19 protein-coding genes are annotated in these 21604 nt (G+C 59.6%); 8 read left to right on the forward strand and 11 right to left on the reverse strand.

The features are described 5' to 3' along the window. Positions 1-56 precede the first annotated feature (56 nt). The 6 genes from hutC to ftsY form a co-directional block, all read right to left on the reverse strand. A complete protein-coding gene (gene hutC, locus G5182_RS10840) occupies positions 57-761 on the reverse strand; it encodes a histidine utilization repressor (protein ID WP_041202413.1) in 705 nt (234 codons plus the stop codon). An 11-nt stretch (positions 762-772) separates the two neighbouring features. Further along, positions 773-1432, reverse strand: coding sequence for a carbonate dehydratase (gene can / locus G5182_RS10845; RefSeq protein ID WP_005339998.1), 660 nt, complete (start codon positions 1430-1432; stop codon positions 773-775). Positions 1433-1557: 125 nt separating this feature from the next. Then, positions 1558-2412, reverse strand: coding sequence for an RNA polymerase sigma factor RpoH (rpoH, locus tag G5182_RS10850; RefSeq protein WP_005339997.1), 855 nt, complete (start codon positions 2410-2412; stop codon positions 1558-1560). A gap of 451 nt (positions 2413-2863) precedes the next feature. Next, positions 2864-3817 carry a permease-like cell division protein FtsX gene (ftsX, locus tag G5182_RS10855; protein ID WP_005342860.1) on the reverse strand — a complete coding sequence of 318 codons (954 nt, stop codon included), beginning with the start codon at positions 3815-3817 and terminating at the stop codon, positions 2864-2866. Further along, a complete protein-coding gene (gene ftsE / locus G5182_RS10860; protein WP_005339995.1) occupies positions 3817-4485 on the reverse strand; it encodes a cell division ATP-binding protein FtsE in 669 nt (222 codons plus the stop codon). Before ftsE ends, ftsX begins: the two co-directional genes overlap by 1 nt. A 58-nt stretch (positions 4486-4543) precedes the next feature. Next, positions 4544-6274, reverse strand: a complete 1731-nt coding sequence (ftsY, locus tag G5182_RS10865) for a signal recognition particle-docking protein FtsY (RefSeq protein WP_227341532.1) — start codon at positions 6272-6274, stop codon at positions 4544-4546. A gap of 110 nt (positions 6275-6384) precedes the next feature. Between ftsY and rsmD the strand changes: the two genes are divergently transcribed. After that, on the forward strand, positions 6385-7014 hold the full coding sequence (rsmD, locus tag G5182_RS10870) for a 16S rRNA (guanine(966)-N(2))-methyltransferase RsmD (protein WP_075112753.1): 630 nt from the start codon (positions 6385-6387) through the stop codon (positions 7012-7014). Continuing rightward, entirely contained in the window at positions 6998-7309 is a 312-nt protein-coding gene (locus G5182_RS10875) for a DUF1145 domain-containing protein (protein WP_227341533.1), read from the forward strand. The genes rsmD and G5182_RS10875 overlap by 17 nt, the downstream gene beginning before the upstream one ends. An 855-nt stretch (positions 7310-8164) precedes the next feature. Here G5182_RS10875 and G5182_RS10880 read toward each other — a convergent pair. The 5 genes from G5182_RS10880 to G5182_RS10900 all read right to left on the reverse strand — a co-directional run bounded on the left by G5182_RS10880 (position 8165) and on the right by G5182_RS10900 (position 13286). Further along, positions 8165-9151 (reverse strand): helix-turn-helix transcriptional regulator, encoded by a 987-nt coding sequence (locus G5182_RS10880; protein ID WP_005339987.1) that lies wholly within the window; start codon positions 9149-9151, stop codon positions 8165-8167. A gap of 290 nt (positions 9152-9441) precedes the next feature. Beyond that, positions 9442-9828: a SirB2 family protein gene (locus G5182_RS10885; protein WP_042081419.1), complete on the reverse strand. Its 387-nt coding sequence runs from the start codon at positions 9826-9828 to the stop codon at positions 9442-9444. Beyond that, the gene (locus G5182_RS10890) at positions 9825-11678 is read right to left on the reverse strand and encodes a monovalent cation:proton antiporter-2 (CPA2) family protein (protein ID WP_139732146.1); all 1854 of its coding nucleotides are present in this window, start codon (positions 11676-11678) and stop codon (positions 9825-9827) included. The genes G5182_RS10885 and G5182_RS10890 overlap by 4 nt, the downstream gene beginning before the upstream one ends. 67 nt (positions 11679-11745) lie before the next feature. Further along, complete coding sequence (locus tag G5182_RS10895) at positions 11746-12342, reverse strand: NAD(P)H-dependent oxidoreductase (RefSeq protein WP_005339958.1); 597 nt, start codon at positions 12340-12342, stop codon at positions 11746-11748. Positions 12343-12443: 101 nt separating this feature from the next. Next, a complete protein-coding gene (locus tag G5182_RS10900) occupies positions 12444-13286 on the reverse strand; it encodes a LysR family transcriptional regulator (protein WP_199416573.1) in 843 nt (280 codons plus the stop codon). Positions 13287-13428: 142 nt separating this feature from the next. Here G5182_RS10900 and G5182_RS10905 point away from each other — a divergent pair, with 142 nt between their 5' ends. The 6 genes from G5182_RS10905 (at position 13429) to G5182_RS10930 (ending at position 21473) form a co-directional block, all read left to right on the forward strand. After that, positions 13429-14151: an SDR family oxidoreductase gene (locus G5182_RS10905; RefSeq protein ID WP_005348556.1), complete on the forward strand. Its 723-nt coding sequence runs from the start codon at positions 13429-13431 to the stop codon at positions 14149-14151. Between the two features lie 88 nt (positions 14152-14239). Further along, complete coding sequence (locus tag G5182_RS10910; protein ID WP_021231559.1) at positions 14240-14563, forward strand: hypothetical protein; 324 nt, start codon at positions 14240-14242, stop codon at positions 14561-14563. Positions 14564-14609: 46 nt separating this feature from the next. Then, complete coding sequence (locus G5182_RS10915) at positions 14610-15041, forward strand: DUF411 domain-containing protein (protein WP_227341534.1); 432 nt, start codon at positions 14610-14612, stop codon at positions 15039-15041. A gap of 234 nt (positions 15042-15275) precedes the next feature. Then, positions 15276-17429, forward strand: coding sequence for a S9 family peptidase (locus tag G5182_RS10920; RefSeq protein WP_227341535.1), 2154 nt, complete (start codon positions 15276-15278; stop codon positions 17427-17429). A 413-nt stretch (positions 17430-17842) separates the two neighbouring features. Next, entirely contained in the window at positions 17843-18814 is a 972-nt protein-coding gene (locus tag G5182_RS10925) for a TAXI family TRAP transporter solute-binding subunit (protein ID WP_005339950.1), read from the forward strand. A gap of 103 nt (positions 18815-18917) precedes the next feature. After that, positions 18918-21473 (forward strand): TRAP transporter permease, encoded by a 2556-nt coding sequence (locus G5182_RS10930; protein ID WP_227341536.1) that lies wholly within the window; start codon positions 18918-18920, stop codon positions 21471-21473. Positions 21474-21604 lie beyond the last annotated feature (131 nt).

A 21604-nucleotide genomic window follows, 5' to 3' on the forward strand; every position in this document is an offset into this window, starting at 1 on the left:
AAGCACAAAAAAGCCCACCAGGAGGTGGGCTTTGCAAAATCAAGTTGTATAGACATTTACTCCAGCTGAGTCTTGGAGCTTAGCTTGTAACGGGAACCGGGGGAGAGCAAACGGGCGTAGGAGACCAGATGCCCCTCCGACCAGGTGCGTCTGTGCAACAACAGGCAAGGGGAATCTACGCGGATCTGCAACAATCCCGCCTCACCGGCGCTCGGCAACACGGCTTCCACCACGTGCTCCATCTCGGAGAGGGGGCAGACATCCATCAGATAGCGGTTGGGGGTCTGTTGGGTAAAATCCTGCTCGCCATAGCCCGGCAAGCGCCCGGCATCGACGAAGCGCTCCTCCAGCTGCAACGGCTCACCATCAGCCTGATGGACGATCAGGCTGTGAAAGATAGGGGCACCTACCCGCAGCCCCAGTTGTACCGCCACCTTCTCGTCGGCGGCCAGCCGCTGCAGCCGGATCACCCGGGCACTGTACTCGCCGCCACGCTCGGCGATCTCGTCAGCGATGTTGCGAATGGCCAGCAACGGCGATTCGGTTCGCCTGTCCGCCACGAAGCTGCCGGAACCGGCGGTACGCACCAGCCACCCCTCAGCCACCAGTTCCCGCAACGCCCGGTTGACCGTCATCCGGCTCACGGTGAACTGCTCGCACAGGGCCGCTTCGGTCGGGATCCTGTCCCCCGCCTGATAGTGGCGTTCGCGGATTCCGTCCAGAATGTGCTGCTTGATCTGCAGATAGAGGGCTGGCGCCACCATGAAGCTCCCTAGCGCCGACGGTGGGGCGGACGCATATCCGGCCAGGCGCGGTAGACGTCGGGGATCTGATCCGGGCCGCTGATGCAGAGATCGAGATCGTGCAGCAGACCATCCTTGATCCCGTAGATCCAGCCATGCACCGCCAGTTCCTGCCCCTTGCGCCAGGCGTTCTGGATGATGGTGGTGTGGCAGACGTTGGCGACCTGTTCGGCCACGTTCAGCTCGCACAGGTAGTCGAAGCGCTCGTGCTCATCCTCGATGGCCTCGAGCTCTTCACCATATTTGAAGTAGACATCCTTGATGTTGCGCAGCCAGTTGTCGATGAGACCCAGCTCCTGATTCTGCATCGCGGCCTTGACGCCGCCGCAGCCATAGTGACCGCAGACGATGATGTGCTTCACCTTGAGCACTTCTACCGCGTATTGCAGCACGGAGAGGCAGTTGAAATCGGTATGTACAACCAGATTGGCGACGTTGCGGTGGACGAAGACATCCCCCGGCAGCAACCCCATCAGCTGGTTGGCGGGGACCCGGCTGTCGGAACAACCGATCCAGAGGTATTCGGGGGCCTGCTGGGCAGAAAGGGTGGCAAAGAAAGCGGGATCTTCGGCTTTGATCCGTTCGGCCCACTCACGGTTGTTGGTAAACAGGTCGTTCAACAGTTTCACTTCTGCTCTCCCTAATGTGGCAGTGGCGGCAACATAACACACTCAAGGGTAACCAAAGCAAGGCCGACCAGATCCTTGCGAAACAAAAACAGGGCCATCAGGCCCTGTTTTTATGAGAGGAAGCATCAGGCTTCCATGGCATCTTTCAGCTTCTTGAGTGCGTTTTTCTCAAGCTGACGCACACGCTCGGCAGAGACGCCGTAGGTATCGGCCAGCTCCTGCAGAGTGGTCTTGCTGTCATCATCGAGCCAGCGAGCGCGGATGATGTGCTGACTGCGCTCATCCAGGGTGGCGAGGGCAGAGCTCAGACGACGGGTGGCATGATCGTCCCAGTTGTCATTCTCGATGGTCGCGGCCAGATCGGAGGATTTATCCTCCAGATAGTGAACCGGAGCGAAACCGCCCTCTTCTTCATCATCACCAACCAGATCGAACGCCTGATCGTAGTTGGCCATCCGCGCTTCCATCTCGGTCACGTCAGCGGCAGAGACGCCGAGATCGGCCGCCACGGCCTGAACCTCTTCGTGGTTCAGCCAGCCCAGACGTTTTTTGGATTTGCGCAGGTTGAAGAAGAGCTTGCGCTGGGCCTTGGTGGTCGCCACCTTGACCATGCGCCAGTTGCGCAGGACATATTCGTGGATTTCGGCTTTGATCCAGTGCACTGCAAAGGAGACCAGACGCACGCCGACCGTCGGGTCGAAGCGCTTGACCGCCTTCATCAGGCCGATGTTGCCTTCCTGAACCAGATCGGCCTGAGGCAGGCCGTAACCGGCATAACTCTTGGCGACATGAACGACAAAGCGCAGGTGCGACATAACCAGCTGACGAGCAGCCTCGAGATCGCCATCCTGCTGCAAACGCTCAGCCAGTTCACGCTCTTCCTCTGCGCTCAGCACAGGAATAGAGTTTACTGCCTGGATATAGCCTTCCAGACTACCTTGCGGAATCAGAGCCATAGTGCGCTGCAATGAAGTTCCCATCTGTTACCTCTTACTTTTCAATCAAATCAGTCTAACACCCTGAGAGGGTCTGTCTACTGACCGGATGCCATTCTGCGGCGTGTATCAAAGAACATGCCCAGTTTTAGACCGGCTTATCTTAAGCCTGCAGGATGAATCATGAATGAACAGTCAAAAAAAGGGGGTCACAATGAAGGACCCCCGAAAAGTAGCATGCTAAGTCCATTGTTGCGGAGCTCGCAACCTTCACATGCTTGCCAAGTCTGACGAGCAAGGCAGAGGGGCCACACCCGTATAAATGCTTCAGCTTTAATAGACTGCTTATAAATCAGAAGGTTCACTGGATCTAGCGAAGATCCGGAAGATCATTGTTATTCAGAATACTCTGACTATGGGGGCCAAGCCAGAAACGGAGCCTCTTTTACTTGATCCACCTCTCAAAATCCAGCGATTTACTTTGATAATAAATTAATCAGGATGGCTCTATATCTCGAATGTGACGATGAACCGAAAACCAGGAAGCAATCAGCCCCAGCAAGGCCCCCAGCAGGATCAGGTTCACCCCATCTACCAGACCCATGCCAACCAGCCGGAAGTTACTGTTATACAAGCCCGCAAGCTCCTTCACCACCCCTTCGCTCCAGATCACCATCACCTCGGTCAGCCACCATGCCAGCATGCCGCCGATCACCCCGAACCAGATGCCGGTATAGAGGAAAGGGCGATGGATGAAGGCATCGGTTGCCCCCACCAGCTTGAGCACCTCGATCTCTGAACGCTGGTTGAGGATGTTGAGACGCAGGGTGTTGCCGACGATCAGCAGCACGGCGGAGAGCAGCAGCACGGCGATACCGGTAATGGTGTGACGCAGCAGGTTCATGATCCCCTGCAGGCGGGTCAGCCACTGCAGATCCAGCTTGCCCTGCTCGACCCCATCCTCATTGTTTAGCTTGCCGAGCAACTCGGCGGCCCCTTCCGGATTCTGCCAGCGCGGATCCGGAATGACGCTCAGCACCGGCGGTAGCGGGTTGCTGTCCAGATAATCGAGGGCATCGCCGAAACCGGAGATCTCGCGAAACTCCCGCAACGCATCGTCACGGCTCAGGTAGGTGACCGAATCCACCTCGGGATAGAGCAGGATCCTGTGCTGCAGATCGAGAATGCTCTGCTCCGGCAGATCCTTGCGCAGATAGAGGGAGATCTGGGAGCTGTTCTGCCAGCTCCCCTCCACCACCTCGGCGTTTTTCAACAATACGTGGAAGCAGGAGGGCAACGCCAGACTGACACCGAGCACCGCCAGCGTCATCAGGGAGGCGAGCGGATTTCGCCACAGCTCCCCGAGACTGGCAAACGCCTGCCGCACATGGTCAACCCCGTACATCATCAGACGACGCAGCGGCGGCTGCTTGTGACGAACGATAGCCATCAGAGCTCCTCCCCGGCCGAATACATGCGACCCGCCTTGAGGGTCAGGGTGCGATAGCGCATGCGGGCGATCAGCCCCAGATCGTGAGTAGCAATCAGTACAGAGACCCCAAAATTGTTGAACTCCTGAAATAGCCGCATGATATCCATGGAGAGCTGGGGATCCAGGTTGCCGGTCGGTTCATCCGCCAGCAGCAGCGGCGGCTTGTTGACGATGGCACGGGCGATGCCGACCCGCTGCTGTTCACCCCCGGAGAGCATCCGCGGCTGGTAACGCTCCTTGCCGAGCAACCCTACCTTGTCCAATGCCGCCGCCACCCGCTTGTTGATGTCCGCATGGCTGTAACCATCGATCACCAGCGGCAGCGCTACGTTGTCGAACACGGTGCGGTCCATCAGCAGGCGGTGATCCTGAAAGATCATCCCGATCTGGCGGCGAACATAGGGGATCTGGCTGCGCTGGATATGGCTGACATCATCACCATGAAAGAAGACGCGACCATCGGTCGGACGCTCCATCACGCTGATCAGTTTGAGGAGGGTACTCTTGCCCGCCCCCGAGTGCCCGGTCAGAAAGGCCATCTCTCCCTTGCGCAGGTGAAAGCTGACCTTTTGCAGCGCCTGATGGCCGCCGCTGTATACCTTGCTGACCTTGTCAAAACGAATCATAACGGTTCCCTGACATTGACAAACCCCGACCGAAGTCGGGGTATGGAACACTTAATCATCACGGCTGAGCTGACTCATCGCGGCTGAAGAGCGCCTCGATGAAATCGTTGGCAACGAAGGGACGCAGATCGTCGATCCCCTCGCCCACCCCGATATAGCGGATCGGGATCTGGAACTTGTCGGCCACCGCGAAGATGACGCCGCCCTTGGCGGTGCCATCCAGCTTGGTGAGGGTGATGCCGGTCAGGCCAACCGCCTCGCTGAACAGCTTGGCCTGGCTCAGGGCGTTCTGGCCGGTGCCGGCATCCAGCGTCAGCATGATCTCGTGGGGGGCCTCTTCATCCAGCTTCTTCATCACCCGTACTACCTTCTTGAGCTCTTCCATCAGGTTGCTCTTGTTCTGCAGGCGACCGGCTGTGTCGGCGATCAGCACGTCAGCCCCGCGGGAGCGGGCGGCCTCGATGGCGTCATAAATAACGGAGGCGGAGTCGGCACCGGTATGCTGGGCAATCACTGGAATGTTGTTGCGCTGGCCCCATACCTGCAGCTGCTCGACCGCAGCGGCACGGAAGGTGTCACCCGCTGCCAGCATCACGCTCTTGCCTTCAGCCTGGAACTGCTTGGCCAGCTTGCCGATGGTGGTAGTCTTGCCGACGCCATTCACGCCGACCATCAGGATCACGTAAGGCTTCTTGCTGGTGTCGATCATCAGCGGCTGCTCGACCTTGGCCAGCATCTCGCCCATATCCTGTTTGAGCAAACCGTAGAGCGCCTCGGCATCCTTGAGCTGCTTGCGATCCGCGTGCTGCACCAGCCCCTCGATGATACGAGTGGTGGTATCCACACCGAGATCGGCGGTCAGCAGCTGGGTTTCCAGCTCTTCAAACAGCTCATCGTCGATCTTCTTGCCACGGAAAAGGCCGAAGAAACCGGAGCCGATATTCTCCTTGGTGCGCACCAGACTGCGCTTGAGGCGAGCAAAGAAGCCCTCCCGCTGCGGTTTGTCCTGGGTGTCGTCGTCTACCTTGGCGGCCAGCGGCAGAGCAGCCAGTGCGGCGGCCTCAGCCTCCATCGCGGCGACCAGGCGCAGATCTTCCGCGCGTTGGGCCTCTTTGGCGATACGGGCTTCTTCAGCAGCCTGAGCTTCAGCGGCAATACGAGCCTCCTCCGCAGCGCGAGCTTCAGCAGCAATGCGAGCTTCTTCCGCAGCACGGGCTTCGGCAGCGATGCGAGCCTCTTCCGCGGCGCGGACTTCGGCAGCGATACGAGCCTCTTCCGCAGCGCGGGCTTCGTCAGCAATACGAGCCTCTTCCGCAGCGCGGGCTTCGGCGGCAATGCGAGCATCTTCCGCGGCACGGGCTTCGGCAGCAATGCGAGCCTCTTCCGCAGCGCGGGCTTCGGCAACGATACGAGCCTCTTCGGCTGCCTTGACCTCAGCGGCAGTGCGAGCGGCTTCAGCGGCACGCTCCTCTTCGGCGATCAGCGCTTCGTTGACGATCACCGGCTCCAGATCGGAGGCGCACTCCTCCACCACCAGCGGGCCGTGATCGTCCAGCTCGGTCGGCAGGCAGCAATCATCTTGCAAAACGGAATTCTGTGCGCTGGCAGGCACTTCGGGGGCAACGGCCGGCGTACTATCGGAAACAGTGGTATCGGAAACGGGAGCGGGGGTAGCAGTGACCTCGGGCTCAACGGTAACGGGGGTGGCTTGGGGTGTCTGTGGTTGGACAGCCTCAGCCTCTTCTTTCTTGCGGCCGAAACCCAGCCAGGAAAACAAACCTTTTGCCATCTAAAAATACTCACATCAAAGGCTGACTGCTAAGATAGCCGTCCCTTGGCGGGTCGGCATAAAAATGAACCGCCTTATACTACCACTTTATTTTCTGACGATGAAACGCGATGCCCAGAGTGAAATCCAGCCGTAGCAACCCGAGCAAGAGTCCCGCCCCGCAAGGAAAATCGGGCTTTGTAAGAATCATCAGCGGCCAGTGGCGAGGCCGCAAATTGCCGGTCAAGGATGTGGAGGGGCTCAGACCCACCACGGATCGCGTCAAGGAAACCATCTTCAACTGGCTGGCCCCCCATATTCGCGGCACCCGCTGCCTGGATCTGTTTGCCGGCAGCGGCGGACTCGGACTGGAGGCGCTGTCGCGCTATGCCGAGCAGGTGACCCTGATCGAGATGGACAAAGGGGCCGCCGACCAGATCAAGAAGAACCTGGCCGCCCTCGGCAGCAGTCAGGGTCAGGTGATCCAGTCAGATGCAGTGAGCTGGCTGCAAGGCCCCGCCACTCCCTTCGATCTGGTCTTCCTCGATCCACCGTTTCGCCGCGAGCTGCTGCCGCAAGTGTGCGAACTGCTGGAGCAGCGCGGCTGGCTGGCACCGGACGCCCTCATCTATCTGGAGCGGGAAAAAGAGATGGCCGATCTAGCGCTGCCCGCCAGCTGGCAACTACTCAAGGACAAACAGGCCGGTCAGGTCTGCTATCAACTCTATCTAAGAGAGGTAAACAATGAAGCGAGTCTTTAATCTGTTGGCGATGGGGCTGATATTGTTCTTCTGGTTTGGCGTGCTGGTGAGCCTGATTGCCCCGCTGCCCGGCAAACTCAACGGCTTTCTGCCGGTCTGCGGCGTGATCGTCGCCCTGCTGCACTGGCTGCAGGCCAGCATGATCAAGGCGGCTTGCAAACGCTACTTCGCTGTCACCAAGGCCGAATTTGTCACTGTGCTGATCTTTGGTGTGTTTGGCATGGTCGACATTCGTCAGCGCCTGCAAGAGATCGTCAACGCCGCCCAGCGCGGCAATCTCTCGGACAAATCATAAAAGAAAAGGGGACGGCGGTAGCCGTCCCCTAGAGTCGTGTCGTCCTGTCCGTAGAACTGCAATGCTCCCTGCAATCCCTGACGTTATCCTAATCCTTTGGAATATCCCCTTTCCAATCCGTTGGCGTGTCCTGCGGCGTTCCTGGCCTGGCAATTCATCCTGAACTGCTTCCCTGTCTCCATCCTGGAGGTGTCCATTACCACGTCCTGTGGGGTTCCTTGCGTCTTCCTGACAGATAACCATCCGGGTTATCTCACTTCATCCTGAAGTATTCCTCTCGCATCCGGCGAGGTCCTGTTCATCCTGAAGAACGAGGTTCCGTTCGTTCTACTCCCATCCCGAGAGTGTCCTGCCGCATCCCGCGGTGTTCCTTTATTCATCCGTGACGATAATCATCCTGATTATCGAGCTCATCCTGAGGTGTCCCTTGTCCACATCCTGCGGACTATTCCATCTTTATGCGCTGCCCTGCATCCTGCCGGACCAGCTCCGTCCTTGTGAAACCCATACTAAGGAAATGCGCCCCCCGAACAAGGGCCATCCGATGATAAAGATCCGATGCGGCTCTCATCCCAAAAAACAAACTTAAAAACTAACCCTTTAATATCAGTTATTTATTTAGTTTCACGGGAAAGTTCGATCATTCTGGCATGGCTTCGCGTACGGCTCAAAGCGCCAGCCTCTTACAGTCGCTATGGCAGATCTCTTACACGGGTTTCGCCCCCCAAAAACGGGGCAGGAAAACGGTTCAATCCTGACGTTAAGACTTAAAAATTAGTTGAATAAATATGCTTAAAAAAACCGCAAAAAAAGAGCCGAGACCAGGCTCGACTATTCAACATTCCAATTTTTTAATCAGCTCAAGCGGTTGGCCGGATTGAGATAGGCCTTGCGCAACGATTCCGGTGCCAGCACCTCCAGTTCACCGCCGATGTTGTTCAACCAGCTGCGAAACTCCGGGGTGTCCTGCACTTCGGTCTCCACCACCACGCTGCGCTTGTCATAGCGGGTCATGCGTGGATTGTTGCCGGGGATCTGGTTATCCACCAGCGACTGGCTGTTGGCATCGATCCGGCCGACGAAGCGGATCGGGCCGCTCACATCCTGATAGCCCTGATCGCGGATCAGCTTCTGGATATTGAAATCCTTCGGCTGGGTGGCGCTGAAGTTGGTCAGCTCCACGTTCTTGATATGGTCAAACGGGATGCCGTAAACCTTGGGATCCAGCTCGGATAGTGTGCAGAGCAGGATCGGCCCGTCCGGCTGATTGAGAATGCCGAGCGGGTTGATACGGTCGTAGCAGAGCCACACGGTGCGCTCTTTGATCACACGCTGGATCTCGGCACTGAACTTGCGACCACGCCAGAGCGCATCGCGGATCAGGGTGCTGCGACGGATCTCCGGGTTGCCGGCAAACGGGCGCGGTGACTGGTGGACACTCTCCAGCCAGCGTTCGGCCAGTTCACTCTGGCTGTCGCGGATCACCTGGCTCGCCTTGTCGACCAGCGGATTCAATTCAGTCAGTACACTCGCCGGCAACAGTTGGCTCGCCTGATCACTCCAGGTTTTCAGGGCCACCGCCAGCGAGAGCGGCATGATATTGGCAAAGTCGTTGAGGCCGTGGCGCTCGAAGCACCAGCCATGGGGTTTGCTGCGCTCGTCCGAGGTGAGGTCGAACAGTCCCATGCCGGACATCTCCTCCAGGTCCCGTTGCACGGTACGCAGACTGACATGGATGCCTTCCTCTTCCAGTTTTACCTGAAGTTGGCTGGCGGTCAGCTTGTAAGGGCGGTGCGGGATGCAACGCGCCAAGGTCAGTTGTCGTAACAGCTTCTTACTCATGGTGCATGCCTTCACTGGTTTAGCGTTGACTGTATGCTAGTCGCAACTTGCGACAGTCTATGTCGCAAGTTTTGTAGCGACAACTGTCGCAATTTTCATACAAAACTACACATGCATTTGATTTTTAAGAAAAAATATGAATAAAAACGGCTAACTTGACGTTTTCAGACAAGCTAAGCGCATCGAAGAAAACTAAATGGAGAGGCAGGCTAACATAGAGGGGCTTAGGATTTTTCTGAATCTTTTCTTTTGAGATAGCCGGAGGGAGGCAATCCTCCCTCCCAGCCAAATCACATCAGCCACGACCAGGCTGACTTGGTGATGGCCGCACCGACCATGTACCCAAATACCGCCAGTGCCGCCACACCGGCCACCAGCTTCTGACCGCGGGCCGGCCGCTTGAGCGCCATGACACCCAGACCGATATAGAGAACCAGTGCAATCAGCTTGGCCATCAGCCAGGGTTGTTGACCTGGGCTCAACTGCAAGGCCACCGCCAGCAACACACCAAACAGCAGCAGGAAGGTGTCGTTGATATGCGGCAGGATCTTCAGCCACTTCTGCTGCAACCGATCGCTGCCGGCCAGCGCCAGACTCCAGCGATAGATAAAGAGCAGCAGACTGACCAGCGCCAGCGTCATATGCAGGTGTTTGAACATGGGGTAATAGGCAATCATTTTGCTTCCTTGTCGTCGGGTAGCCCGCTATTCCAGTTGTGGGCATGGATACGCTCCTGCCCCTCCTCGTCGTCTTGCAACAGATCGGAGAGGATCTCCCGGTATTGCAGGCTCTTGTTGATATAAGTGTGTTCGTCATCCAGATAGTTGACCTGCTCGCGCAACAGCCAGTTATCGTGCTGCTTGAAGGTCTGCCCCGCCCGCCAGGCCTGGTTGGCCCTAAACCCAAGCTGGGTCAGGGCTTCCACCCCCAGATCGACCGCCGAGCCCAGGGTTTCCCGGTGAACGCTCTCGACCCCGTGGCGCAGGATCTCGTGGGCATGGGGTCGATCCAGCGCTCGCGCCAGGATCTTCAGGTGCGGGAAGTGCTTCTGCACCATCTCGATCACCGCCAGCGAGGTAGCCGGATCGTTGATGGAGAGCACCAGCAGCTTCGCCTTGTGCGCCCCTGCGGCATGGAGCAGATCGATCCGGCTGGCATCGCCATAGAAGACCTGATAGCCATACTTGCGCAGGGTCTCTATCTGGCTGGCATCCTGCTCGAGGATGGTGGTACCGATGCCGTGACCGTGCAGCAGACGCCCCACGATCTGACCGAAGCGGCCGAAGCCCGCGATGATCACCGGATGCTCCACCAGCTCAGGTTGCTCATGCTGCGGCGCATCGCTCTGGTTACGGTAATCGAACCAGGGCTGGATCACCCGATCATTGAGGATCAGCAGCAGTGGGGTGAGCGCCATCGAGAGCGCTACCACCAGCGTCAGCAGCGAGATGGTCTCACCGGGCAGCACCCTGTTTTGCGCGGCAAACGAAAAGAGCACGAAGGCAAACTCGCCCCCCTGCGCCAACGCCAGCGCGAAGGTCCAGCGCTGGCTCGGCGAGATGCGGATAATGAAGCCGAGCGCCATCAGCACCAGCCATTTGAGCACCATCAGGCCAACGACGAGAGTGGGTATCAGGAAGGGGTGCTCGGCAAACAGCCCGAAGTCGATCCCCGCCCCCACCGACATAAAGAACAGGCCGAGCAGCAAGCCCTTGAACGGCTCTATGTCGGCCTCCAGCTCATGGCGATATTCGCTGTCGGCCAGCACCACCCCGGCGAGGAAGGAGCCGAGAGCGGGCGAGAGCCCCACCGACTCCATCAGCACAGCGATAGCGATCACCAGCAGCAGGGCGGCGGCGACGAAGATCTCCCGCATATGGGACTGGGCGATGGCACGAAATACCGGCCGCATCAGATAGTGGCCACCCAGCACTATGCCGGAGATGGCCGCGACCACCAGCAGACCATGCTGCCACCCCGCCAGCTCGGAGCCACCATTGCTGGCGACCGGCGCCATGGCCAGCAGCGGCAGGATCGCCAGGATCGGAATGACCGCAATATCCTGAAACAGCAGCACCGCAAAGGCGGAGCGACCGCTCTCGCTCTGCATCAGCTTGCGCTCCTGCAGGCTCTGCAACACGATGGCGGTCGAGGAGAGTGCCAGAATGAGGCCGATGGCCAGTCCCTGTTGCAGCGGCAGACCGATCAGGTGCGCCACGCCGGTCAACGCCGCCGTGGTGAGCAGCACCTGCAGGCCACCGGTGCCGAGGATCGGCCCTTTCAGCTGCCACAAGAGGGCAGGACGCAATTCAAGACCGACCAGAAACAGCATCAGTACCACGCCAAACTCGGCGAAGTGCATCACATCCTTCTGTTCCCCCACCAGCCCCAGCAGAAAGGGGCCTATGATGATCCCCGCCAGCAGGTAGCCGAGCACCGAGCCCAGCCCCCAGCGTTTGGCCAGCGGTACCGCGATAACGGCGGCGGAGAGGTAGATAAAGGCATCAAACAGGATCCCGTGGCCCATCAGTCAGCCCTCCGTGTGAACATCAGATCCGGCTCATAAGCTCGGCCAGCAAGCTGCCCGTGTTTCATCAGAGCACCTCCAGCAAGTCGCGCAGATAAGGGCGCCCGGCCAGTTGCTCCGGGGTCAGCTGATCGTCACGCAGGGCGCAAAGCAGCTGGCGGTAGTCCTGCCCACAGCGGCGCAGGGCGGCGGGATCCTTGATCTTGTGAAAGGAGTGGAGCACGAAAGGGGGCAGCCAGTTCATGCCGCACAAGGTGGCCGCCTGCTGAAATGGCAGCAGAAAATCGAGCAGCGGTCGGCTGTTGTAACCCTCGCTGCAGTAGGACTCCGGCGCCCCGCCGGTGGTGATGGCGCTCAGCCACTGCTTGCCCTTGAGGGCGTGGGCTTCAGGGCCGTAGGCATAGCCATACTCCAGCACCAGATCCATCCACTCTTTCATGATGGCCGGGCAGGAGTACCAGTAAAACGGGTGCTGGAAGACGATGATGTCGTGCTCACAGAGCAGCGCCTGCTCCCGCTTCACATCGATAAACATGTCGGGATAGTGCTGATAGAGGTCGTGAACCGTGACCCCCTCCAGCCCCTCAATCGCCTGCAACAGCTGCTTGTTGGCCCGCGAGCTCTGCAGCGCGGGATGGGAAAAAATAACCAGAATGCGTTTCATGACCACATCACCCGAACAAAGCCTTGCGGTGCAAGGCGAGGTAAACAGAAAAGGGGAGTCTGGGGAGCTGCATCGTAAAGGTGCACAGGAGAGCGACCTTATCAGGAAGCGCCATAGCCTGCCAACTCGGGGATCAGCTCCCGCAGCGCCGGATTGAGGGTCTGGTGGGCGGGATAGCAGAGCCCGATCCGGCGAAACATCCGCGGCCCGCTCACCGGCAAGGTACAGAGCCCTGCCTCATCCTCCACCAGCCCGTCCGGCAGAAAACTGATGCCGACCCCCGCCAGCACCAGCGCCATCACCAGCCCCTTGCTCTCGGCCTTGGCCACCAGATTGAGGGTAAGGCGGTCACAGGCCAGCAGGCCGATAGTCTGCTGATGGGCTTCGCAGGGCGGGCACTCAATAAAATCATAATGTTGCAGCTCGGCCAACTCGATCCTTTCGCGACTGGCCAGGGGATGATCGACCGGCACGCAGAGCACGTAATCCTCCTCCCACAGCGGCAGAAAGATCTCGTCCTCCCGGCGCAGGACATCCAGCGTCAAGCGGCAATCGGCGGGCGTAGCGTAGTCGGAGAGGGTGAGATCCAGCTGCGGCAGCACGCGCTGTACTTGCTGCAGCAGCCCGGCCACCCGGCGGCGACTCAAGTCCGGCATGATGGCGATATTGAGCCTCGCACGCGTCGCTTTCTGGCGAAACAGCTCCGGCAGACGGCGCGCCTCCTCCACCAGCTTGACCGCGTGAGGATAGAGATAGTGGGCCGGATCTTTCGCCACCACCCCCTTCTTGCCCCGGACAAACAGGCTGTCACCGAGCGCCTCTTCCAGCTGGCGCAGTCCCGCCGAGAGGGAGGGCTGGCTGACGTGGCAGCGCTCGGCCGCCGCCGTGATGTTCTTCTCTTCATAGATGGCGATGAAGAAACGCAGCAATCTCAAGTCCAGCATAAACCAACCATAGTTTTTTCAGATGATAACCAGCGGAAAACAATATTTATCACTTATAGATACAGTGACTATAGTGATTGGGTTCCGTGCTGGCCAGCCACCTGTTTGCTCAAACCGACTCTTTAATCAGAAGGAAAGACCCATGTCCAAATCTCTCGTCGTGATCACCGGCGCCTCCGCCGGGATCGGTGCCGCCATCGCCCGTGCCTTCTCTGCCGCCGGTCATCCGCTGCTGCTGCTGGCCCGCCGGGTCGAGCCGATGCAGGCGCTGAACCTGCCCGATACCCTCTGCATCGGGGTCGATGTGACCGACACCGCCGCCATGAAGGCCGCAGTCCAGCAGGCAGAAGCCAAATTTGGCCCGGTCGGCTGCATGGTCAACAACGCCGGCGTCATGCTGCTGGGTCAGGCAGATGTGCAGGATCCCGCCGAATGGCAGCAGATGCTCAACATCAACGTGATGGGGGTGCTGAACGGCGTCCACGCAGTGCTGGCAGGCATGAAGGAGCGCCGCAGCGGCACCATCATCAACATCAGCTCCATCGCCGGTCGCAAGACCTTCCCGAACCATGCTGCCTACTGCGCCACCAAGTTCGCCGTGCACGCCCTGACCGAGAACATCCGGGAAGAGGTGGCCGATGTCGGCGTGCGGATGGTGACCATCGCCCCGGGTGCGGTCGAAACCGAGCTGCTCAGCCACACCACTGACGAGAGCATCAAGGCCGGTTACCACGACTGGAAAGATCAGATGGGCGGCGTCATTGCACCGGAAGTGATCGCCGATGCCGTGCTCTACGCCTGGAACCAGCCTGCCAACGTCTGCGTGCGCGAGATCGTGCTGGCGGCGACCCGTCAGCAACCTTAATCCTGGCTGACTGACTCTATGGGGAGGGCTTGACCCTCCCCCGGGGCACAGGGTTACCATGTGCCCCTTGTTATTTTCGAGTCATTCCATGGTTCTCACCCGTCGCCAACTCGCTCACGCCCGTCGCTGGCTCCCCTTGTGGAGTCTGGTGCTGGTGTTGATGTCGTTTGGCAGTCGGGCCGCAACCGACCTCTGTACCCTGACCACCCACTGCAGCCAGAGCGAGCGAACCCTGGAAAAAGCAATGCCCTGCGGCAGCTTTACCACCGCCCTCTCGATGACGCTGGTAGGCAGCGACAGCCTGACGGTAGCCGTGCTGGAACCGGATACCCCCGACTTCGCCTCCCCCTCTCTCTTTATGCCGGACGCTCCGTGCGAGCGGCTCGAACGTCCCCCACGCCCCCAGATCTGAAACGCATCCCGTATCGGGCATCTTTTCTTTCAATCTGAGGTGAGTGATGTACAAACCCCTGTTACTGGCCATGCTGGCCGGTACCGTCAGCTTTTCGGCCCTCGCGGCCGAGAAGATGACCGTCTACAAATCCAAATATTGTGGCTGCTGCCAAAGCTGGAACGAGCACATGGAGCAGAATGGCTTCGAACTGGAGGTCATCGAAACCGAGCAGCTTGGCGCAGTGAAGCAGCAATACGGAATCGCGCCGGAACTGGCTTCTTGCCATACCGGTATCGTAAATGGCTATGTGATCGAGGGGCATGTACCGGCCGCCGATGTACAGAAGCTGCTCAGGGAAAAACCGGCGATCCGTGGCCTGACCATTCCGGGCATGCCCCAGAGTGCGCCGGGCATGGATATTCCCGGCCAGCCCTATGAGGTATTGAGCATCAGCAACGAGGGCGCGACCAACCGCTGGTCGAGCTACCCCGGCTGACGAAAACTGGCCATGAGAGGGCACTCCCATATCATGTGAGGCACACCTGAGCGGACTCTTGCCGCTCATGGCCAGAAAGAGGGCCGCTATCGCGAGATAGCGGCTTTTTTTGATTACATTTCCTGCAATAACAAGGGATTGCTTGCAACCACCGGCAACAAGGGGCAGATTTAACGCCAATTCATGGAGCCGATGCTCAGGTCTACCAACCCTTTCCAGCGCCAAGGATGCGACATGTTTACCTTTTCCCGAGGAGTTCTGCTGCTAGCCTTTCTGACAGTTCTCCCCCCCACTTATGCCAATGAAGAGCCCGCCATGCTGACAAGCGAACATCCAATCCAGCCGCCCGTGGCCGCCAAACATCCCCGCACTCTGAAAAAACACGGGGATACCCGCATCGACAACTACTACTGGCTGCGTGACGACGAGCGGCAGAAGCCCGAGGTGTTGGACTATCTCAAGGCCGAGAACGCCTATACCGAGGCCATGCTCAAGCCGACCCAACCCCTGCGCGAACAGCTTTACAAAGAGATGGTTGCCCGCATCCCCCAGCAGGATGAGTCGGTGCCCTATGTGAAAAATGGCTACCGCTACCAGACCCGCTATGAGCCGGGCAAGGAGTACGGGATCTACTCGCGCACCAAGCTCGGTGAAGAGCAGGCGAGCCTGCTGCTCGACAGCAACCTGCGGGCTGAAGGGCACGAGTTCTATGCCCTCGGCGCCCTTGAGGTGAGCCGCAACAACCGCTGGCTGGCGGTGGCGGAAGATTTCCTCTCCCGCCGTCAGTACCAGATCCAGTTCCTCGATCTGGAGAGCGGCCAGTGGGCCACCGACAAACTGGAAAATACCTCCGGCAATCTGGTGTGGGCCAACGACAACAAGACCGTCTTCTATGTGCGCAAGCACCCGCAGACCCTGCTGCCCTATCAGGTCTATCGCCACACGCTCGGGACGGATCCGGCCACGGACAAGCTGGTCTACGAGGAGAAGGATGACTCCTTCTACATCAGCCTCTACGCCACCACCTCGGAAGATTTCATCGTCATCGCCCTCTCCAGCACCACCACAGGCGAAGCACGGCTGATCGATGCCAACCAGCCGGAGCACGCCCCCCGCCTGTTCCTGCCCCGTCAGGTGGATCACGAATACAGCCTGGATCACTACCGCGGCCGCTTCTATGTGCGCTCCAACAAGGACGGCAAGAACTTCGGCCTCTACGAGACCAAAGAGAGCCCGGTCGATCGCTGGAAGGCGGTGATCGCCCCCAATCCGGACGTGCTGCTGGAGAGCTACGCCCTGTTCAAGGATTGGCTGGTACTGGAAGAGCGCAACAAGGGGCTGACCCGACTGCGCCAGATCAACTGGCAGAGCAGTGAAGAGAAGGAGATCGCCTTCGACGATCCCGCCTATGTCACCTGGCTCGCCTACAACCCGGAGCCGGATACCAGCGCCCTGCGCTATGGCTACTCCTCCATGACCACCCCCGCCTCCACCTATGAGCTGGACATGGCGAGCGGCAAGCGCATCCTGCTCAAGCAGCAACCGGTGGCCGGCTTCAAGGCCGACCAGTACGCCAGCGAGCGGCTCTGGGTGACCGCCCGCGACGGCGTATCGGTGCCGGTGTCGCTGGTCTATCGCAAGGACAAGTTCAAGAAAGAGCAGGCTGATGCGCCCAAGAATCCGCTGCTGGTCTATGGCTATGGATCCTACGGCGCCAGCATGGATCCCGACTTCAGCAGCTCGCGCCTGAGCCTGCTGGACAGAGGCTTCGTCTACGCCATCGCCCATATCCGGGGTGGTGAAGAGCTGGGCCGTCACTGGTACGAAGATGGCAAGTTGCTGAAAAAGCAGAACACCTTCAATGACTTCATCGATGTCACCAAGGCGCTGGTGGAGCAAGGCTACGGTGCCAGGGATCAGGTCTACGCCATGGGCGGCAGCGCCGGCGGCCTGCTGATGGGGGCAGTCATCAATCAGGCGCCCGAACTCTATCGCGGCGTGGTGGCGCAGGTGCCGTTCGTCGATGTGGTCACCACCATGCTGGACGAGTCGATCCCCCTCACCACCGGGGAGTATGACGAGTGGGGTAACCCGAACCAGAAGCGCTACTACGACTACATGAAGAGCTACAGCCCCTACGATCAGGTCAAGGCACAAGCCTATCCCAACCTGCTGGTCACCACCGGACTGCACGACTCTCAAGTGCAGTATTGGGAGCCCGCCAAGTGGGTCGCCAAGCTGCGCGAGCTGAAGACGGATGATAACAAGTTGTTACTGAACACCGACATGGACGCCGGCCACGGTGGCAAGTCGGGCCGCTTCAAAGCCTACGAAGATATCGCGCTGGAGTATGCCTTTATCCTGGATCTGGCCACCCCGGCCAACTGATCCATTATGACCCCGGCCCTTGTCACACAAGGGCCGCATAAGAATCCCCTCCTAGTTTTTCCCTCTTCCATTTCCCTTCATATCAAATTAATCTTCGGCTAGAAAATGAATGATCAAGGTCATGTTTCTCAAGATTAAACTCCGTGATTTTGCCATTTCGTTTGATTTATGTTGGGTGAATGTGCTTAATCGGAGTGCTTGCAACTTTTTATTTGGCCCCTCAGGGGCCAATTTATCTTCGACCGACAGGAGGTCGGTAGCCTCACCACAGGATGAGGGTGACTGCCGGAAAGGGGGGAATCAACTCCCCCGCTTTCGCGCAACGAGAAGAGCAGGCAAGCCCGGCGCAGAACGGGATTGCCATCAATTTATCCGGGGATCGGATAAACAAAATCAAAGAAAAGGGAGAAAAAATGAAAGGATTAACTTTGGCATGCGCCCTGTCGGCGGCTCTGGTCGGTGTCTCATTCGGTGGTCCGGTACAAGCGCAGGAGCGCTTCGTGACCATAGGCACCGGCGGTCAGACCGGCGTCTACTATGTCGCTGGCCAGTCCATCTGCCGCTTCCTCAATCGCGGCGCCGCCGATCACCAGATCAAGTGCAACGCCCCGGCCAGTGGCGGCGGTGTTGCCAACGTCAACGGCATCCGCAGCGGTGAATTCAACTTCGGCATCATGCAATCCGACCACCAGTTCAAGGCGATGAAAGGGCTGCCACCGTTCCAGGCCGAAGGGGCCATGGACGATATGCGCGCCGTCTTCTCCCTGCAGAGCGAGGTGTTCACCATCCTGGCTCGCCGCGATGCCAAGATCGCCAGCTTCGACGATCTGAAGGGCAAGCGCGTCAACATCGGCAACCCGGGCTCCGGCCAGCGTGACACCATGGAAGAGATCATGGCGGTCAAAGGCTGGAAAAAGGGTGACTTCGGTCTGGTCTCCGAGCTGAAACCGGCCGAACAGGCCTCCGCCCTCGGTGACAACAACATCGATGCCATGAGCTACTTCGTCGGTCACCCGAACGGCGCCATTCAGGAAGCCTCCACCACCACAGATGCAGTACTGGTACCTGTGACCGGCGCCGACATCGACAAGCTGCTGGCCGAGAAGAGCTACTACAGCAAGGCCGAGATCCCGGGCGGCATCTACAAGGGCAGCGATAAACCGACCCCCTCCATCGGTGGCAAAGCGGTGCTCTCCACCAGCGCCAAAACCGATCCGGAAGTGGTCTATCAGCTGGTCAAGTCGGTGTTCGACAACCTGGATCGCTTCAAGCGCCTGCACCCTGCCTTTGCCGACCTGAAAGAGGCCGACATGATCAAGGTGGGTCTCTCTGCACCGCTGCATGAAGGGGCTGCCCGCTACTACAAAGAGCGCGGCTGGCTCTGATTGAAGGCCCCGGGGCCTTTGTCACTCTCTTCGACACCCGTCTGCCGCCTGATTGCGGGGGCGGGTGTCGCTCTTGTTGTACTCGTTGGCACAAGTTAACCCTATGCAAGATAAACAACTCTCTACCGAGGAACTGATCGCCCAGGATGTGGGCGCTCGCCTGCCGCTTGGCATCATGGGCTGGCTCATCACCGCACTGGCGCTGGCCTGGTCGCTGTTCCAGCTCTGGATCGCCTCGCCACTCCCCTTCATGGTGGGGTTTGGCGTACTCAATGACACCGAAACCCGCTCCATTCACCTCACCTTTGCCCTGTTGCTCGCTTTTCTGGTGTTCCCGGCATTTCGCTCCTCGCCGCGGGATCGGGTTCCCCTCGGCGATATCGCCCTCGGTCTGATCGCTGCTGGCGCCGCGTCTTACCTGTTCGTGATGTATGAAGCGCTGGCACTGCGTCCCGGCACCCTCACCACCGCCGATCTGGTGACCGCCTGCATCGGCATTCCGCTGCTGCTGGAAGCGGCGCGCCGCGCCCTGGGGCCGGCACTCGCGGTCATCGCCATCGTCTTTCTGATCTACAGCCTGGCGGGCCCCTGGATGCCGGGACTGCTGGCACATCGCGGGGTAGGCTTTACCGCGCTGGCCAACCACCAGTGGATCACCACCGAAGGGGTGTTCGGCATTGCCCTTGGCGTCTCCACCAGCTTCGTGTTCCTGTTCGTGCTGTTTGGCGCCCTGCTGGAGCGTGCCGGTGCCGGTCACTACTTTATCCAGCTCGCCTTCAGCCTGCTCGGTCACCTGCGCGGCGGCCCGGCCAAGGCAGCAGTGGTCGCCTCCGGCCTGACCGGTCTGATTTCCGGCTCGTCGATTGCCAACGTGGTGACCACCGGCACCTTCACCATCCCGATGATGAAGAAGGTGGGCTTCAGTTCAGAGAAAGCGGGGGCGGTGGAAGTGGCCTCCTCGGTCAACGGCCAGATCATGCCACCTGTGATGGGGGCTGCGGCTTTCCTGATGGTCGAATACGTGGGCATCCCCTATGTGGAGATCATCAAGCACGCCTTCCTGCCTGCCACCATCTCCTACATAGCGCTGCTCTACATCGTCCATCTGGAGGCGCTGAAACTGGGCATGCAGCCCATCGGCAACCATCAACCCAAACCCTGGCTGCGTCGCCTGACCGGTTTTGCCTTTGGCGCGGCCCTCATCAGCGGCCTGTCACTGGCGGTCTACTATGGCCTCGGCTGGCTCAAACCTGCACTGGGTGACTACGCCCTGCCGGGGATCTCGGTACTGCTGGCTGCCACCTATGTGGCCCTGTTGAAGATCGCCGCCAGCAATGAACCGCTGCCTGCCGAAGATCCCGACAAGCCGCTCACCGAATTGCCCAACACCCGCGCCGTGCTGCTCTCCGGCCTGCACTTCCTGCTGCCGGTGGTGGTACTGGTGTGGTGCCTGATGGTGGAACGCCTCTCGCCGGGGCTGTCGGCCTTCTGGGGGACCGTGATGCTGGTGATCATCCTGCTGACCCAGCGCCCGCTGCTCAACTGGCTGCGCAAGGACGGCAAGCACGACTACGGCACCGTCGCTGACGGCGTGGTGGATCTGCGGGAAGGGCTGGTCGCCGGTGCCCGCAACATGATCGGTATCGGCATTGCCACCGCCACCGCGGGGATTATCGTGGGTGCGGTCTCCCAGACCGGGGTCGGTCTGGTGCTGGCGGATCTGGTGGAGTTCCTCTCCATGGGCAACCTGCTGCTGATGCTGCTGCTAACCGCTCTGCTGAGCCTGATCCTTGGCATGGGGCTGCCGACCACTGCCAACTACATAGTGGTCTCCAGCCTGCTGGCACCAGTGGTGGTGACGCTGGGGCAGCAAAACGGGCTGATCGTGCCGCTGATCGCGGTGCACCTGTTCGTCTTCTACTTCGGCATCATGGCGGATGTGACGCCGCCGGTGGGGCTGGCTTCCTTCGCGGCTGCCGCTGTCTCCAAGGGCGATCCCATCAAGACCGGGATCACGGCGTTTTACTACAGCCTGCGTACCGCGGCGCTGCCGTTCCTGTTTATCTTCAACACCGATCTGCTGCTGATCGACGTGGACTTCGCCCACGGGGTGCTGATCTTCATCGTGGCGACCATCGCCATGCTGATCTTCGCCGCCGCCACCCAGGGCTGGTTCCTGGTGAAGAGCCGCTGGTACGAGAGCGTGCTGCTGTTGCTGGTCGCCTTTACCCTGTTCCGCCCGGGTTTCTGGATGGACATGGTGCACGACCCCTATCGCGAGACCCCGCCTGCCCAGCTGGCCCAGACCATGGGTGAAGTGGAGGCGGAGAGCACCCTGCGGCTGCGGATCCTCGGTGAAGATGCTGTGGGCAAGCCACGCAAGTTCACCCTGCTGGTCGCCGTACCGGATGGGGCAAATGGCGAAGAGCGGCTGGCCAATCTGGGGCTGAGCCTCTATGAGCAAGATGGCAAAACGCTGATCGACAACGTCGCCTTTGGCAGCCCGGCCGCCACCATGGGGCTGGAGTTCGATCAGGAGATCCTCACCGTCAAGGCGCCCACCGATCGCTGGCGCAAGGAGTGGATGTGGATCCCGGGCTTCCTGCTGTTCGGGGTGATCGTCTGGCTGCAGCGTCGCCGCAGCGTCAAGGCCGGTTAATCCGCCAGGCAAATAAGACAGAGGGCCGCGATTGCGGCCCTCTTTTTATGGATATGTCCCGTCCTGAATATGGTTTACACCTTTCCCCCCAATAAATGGAGAACCCGATGGGACAAGGTGTGAAACGGACA

The organism is Aeromonas sp. 600948 (assembly GCF_049174875.1).
Lineage (GTDB): Bacteria > Pseudomonadota > Gammaproteobacteria > Enterobacterales > Aeromonadaceae > Aeromonas > Aeromonas veronii_A.

What these genes read in the sequence shown, in the direction of transcription:
- rpoH (WP_005339997.1), bottom strand. Translation starts at nt 2,412, where the DNA reads ATGGGAACTTCATTGCAGCGCACTATGGCTCTGATTCCGCAAGGTAGT.
- ftsX (WP_005342860.1), bottom strand. Translation starts at nt 3,817, where the DNA reads ATGGCTATCGTTCGTCACAAGCAGCCGCCGCTGCGTCGTCTGATGATG.
- ftsE (WP_005339995.1), bottom strand. Translation starts at nt 4,485, where the DNA reads ATGATTCGTTTTGACAAGGTCAGCAAGGTATACAGCGGCGGCCATCAG.
- ftsY (WP_227341532.1), bottom strand. Translation starts at nt 6,274, where the DNA reads ATGGCAAAAGGTTTGTTTTCCTGGCTGGGTTTCGGCCGCAAGAAAGAA.
- rsmD (WP_075112753.1), top strand. Translation starts at nt 6,385, where the DNA reads ATGCCCAGAGTGAAATCCAGCCGTAGCAACCCGAGCAAGAGTCCCGCC.
- G5182_RS10875 (WP_227341533.1), top strand. Translation starts at nt 6,998, where the DNA reads ATGAAGCGAGTCTTTAATCTGTTGGCGATGGGGCTGATATTGTTCTTC.
- G5182_RS10880 (WP_005339987.1), bottom strand. Translation starts at nt 9,151, where the DNA reads ATGAGTAAGAAGCTGTTACGACAACTGACCTTGGCGCGTTGCATCCCG.
- G5182_RS10885 (WP_042081419.1), bottom strand. Translation starts at nt 9,828, where the DNA reads ATGATTGCCTATTACCCCATGTTCAAACACCTGCATATGACGCTGGCG.
- G5182_RS10890 (WP_139732146.1), bottom strand. Translation starts at nt 11,678, where the DNA reads ATGGGCCACGGGATCCTGTTTGATGCCTTTATCTACCTCTCCGCCGCC.
- G5182_RS10895 (WP_005339958.1), bottom strand. Translation starts at nt 12,342, where the DNA reads ATGAAACGCATTCTGGTTATTTTTTCCCATCCCGCGCTGCAGAGCTCG.
- G5182_RS10900 (WP_199416573.1), bottom strand. Translation starts at nt 13,286, where the DNA reads ATGCTGGACTTGAGATTGCTGCGTTTCTTCATCGCCATCTATGAAGAG.
- G5182_RS10905 (WP_005348556.1), top strand. Translation starts at nt 13,429, where the DNA reads ATGTCCAAATCTCTCGTCGTGATCACCGGCGCCTCCGCCGGGATCGGT.
- G5182_RS10910 (WP_021231559.1), top strand. Translation starts at nt 14,240, where the DNA reads ATGGTTCTCACCCGTCGCCAACTCGCTCACGCCCGTCGCTGGCTCCCC.
- G5182_RS10915 (WP_227341534.1), top strand. Translation starts at nt 14,610, where the DNA reads ATGTACAAACCCCTGTTACTGGCCATGCTGGCCGGTACCGTCAGCTTT.
- G5182_RS10920 (WP_227341535.1), top strand. Translation starts at nt 15,276, where the DNA reads ATGTTTACCTTTTCCCGAGGAGTTCTGCTGCTAGCCTTTCTGACAGTT.
- G5182_RS10925 (WP_005339950.1), top strand. Translation starts at nt 17,843, where the DNA reads ATGAAAGGATTAACTTTGGCATGCGCCCTGTCGGCGGCTCTGGTCGGT.
- G5182_RS10930 (WP_227341536.1), top strand. Translation starts at nt 18,918, where the DNA reads ATGCAAGATAAACAACTCTCTACCGAGGAACTGATCGCCCAGGATGTG.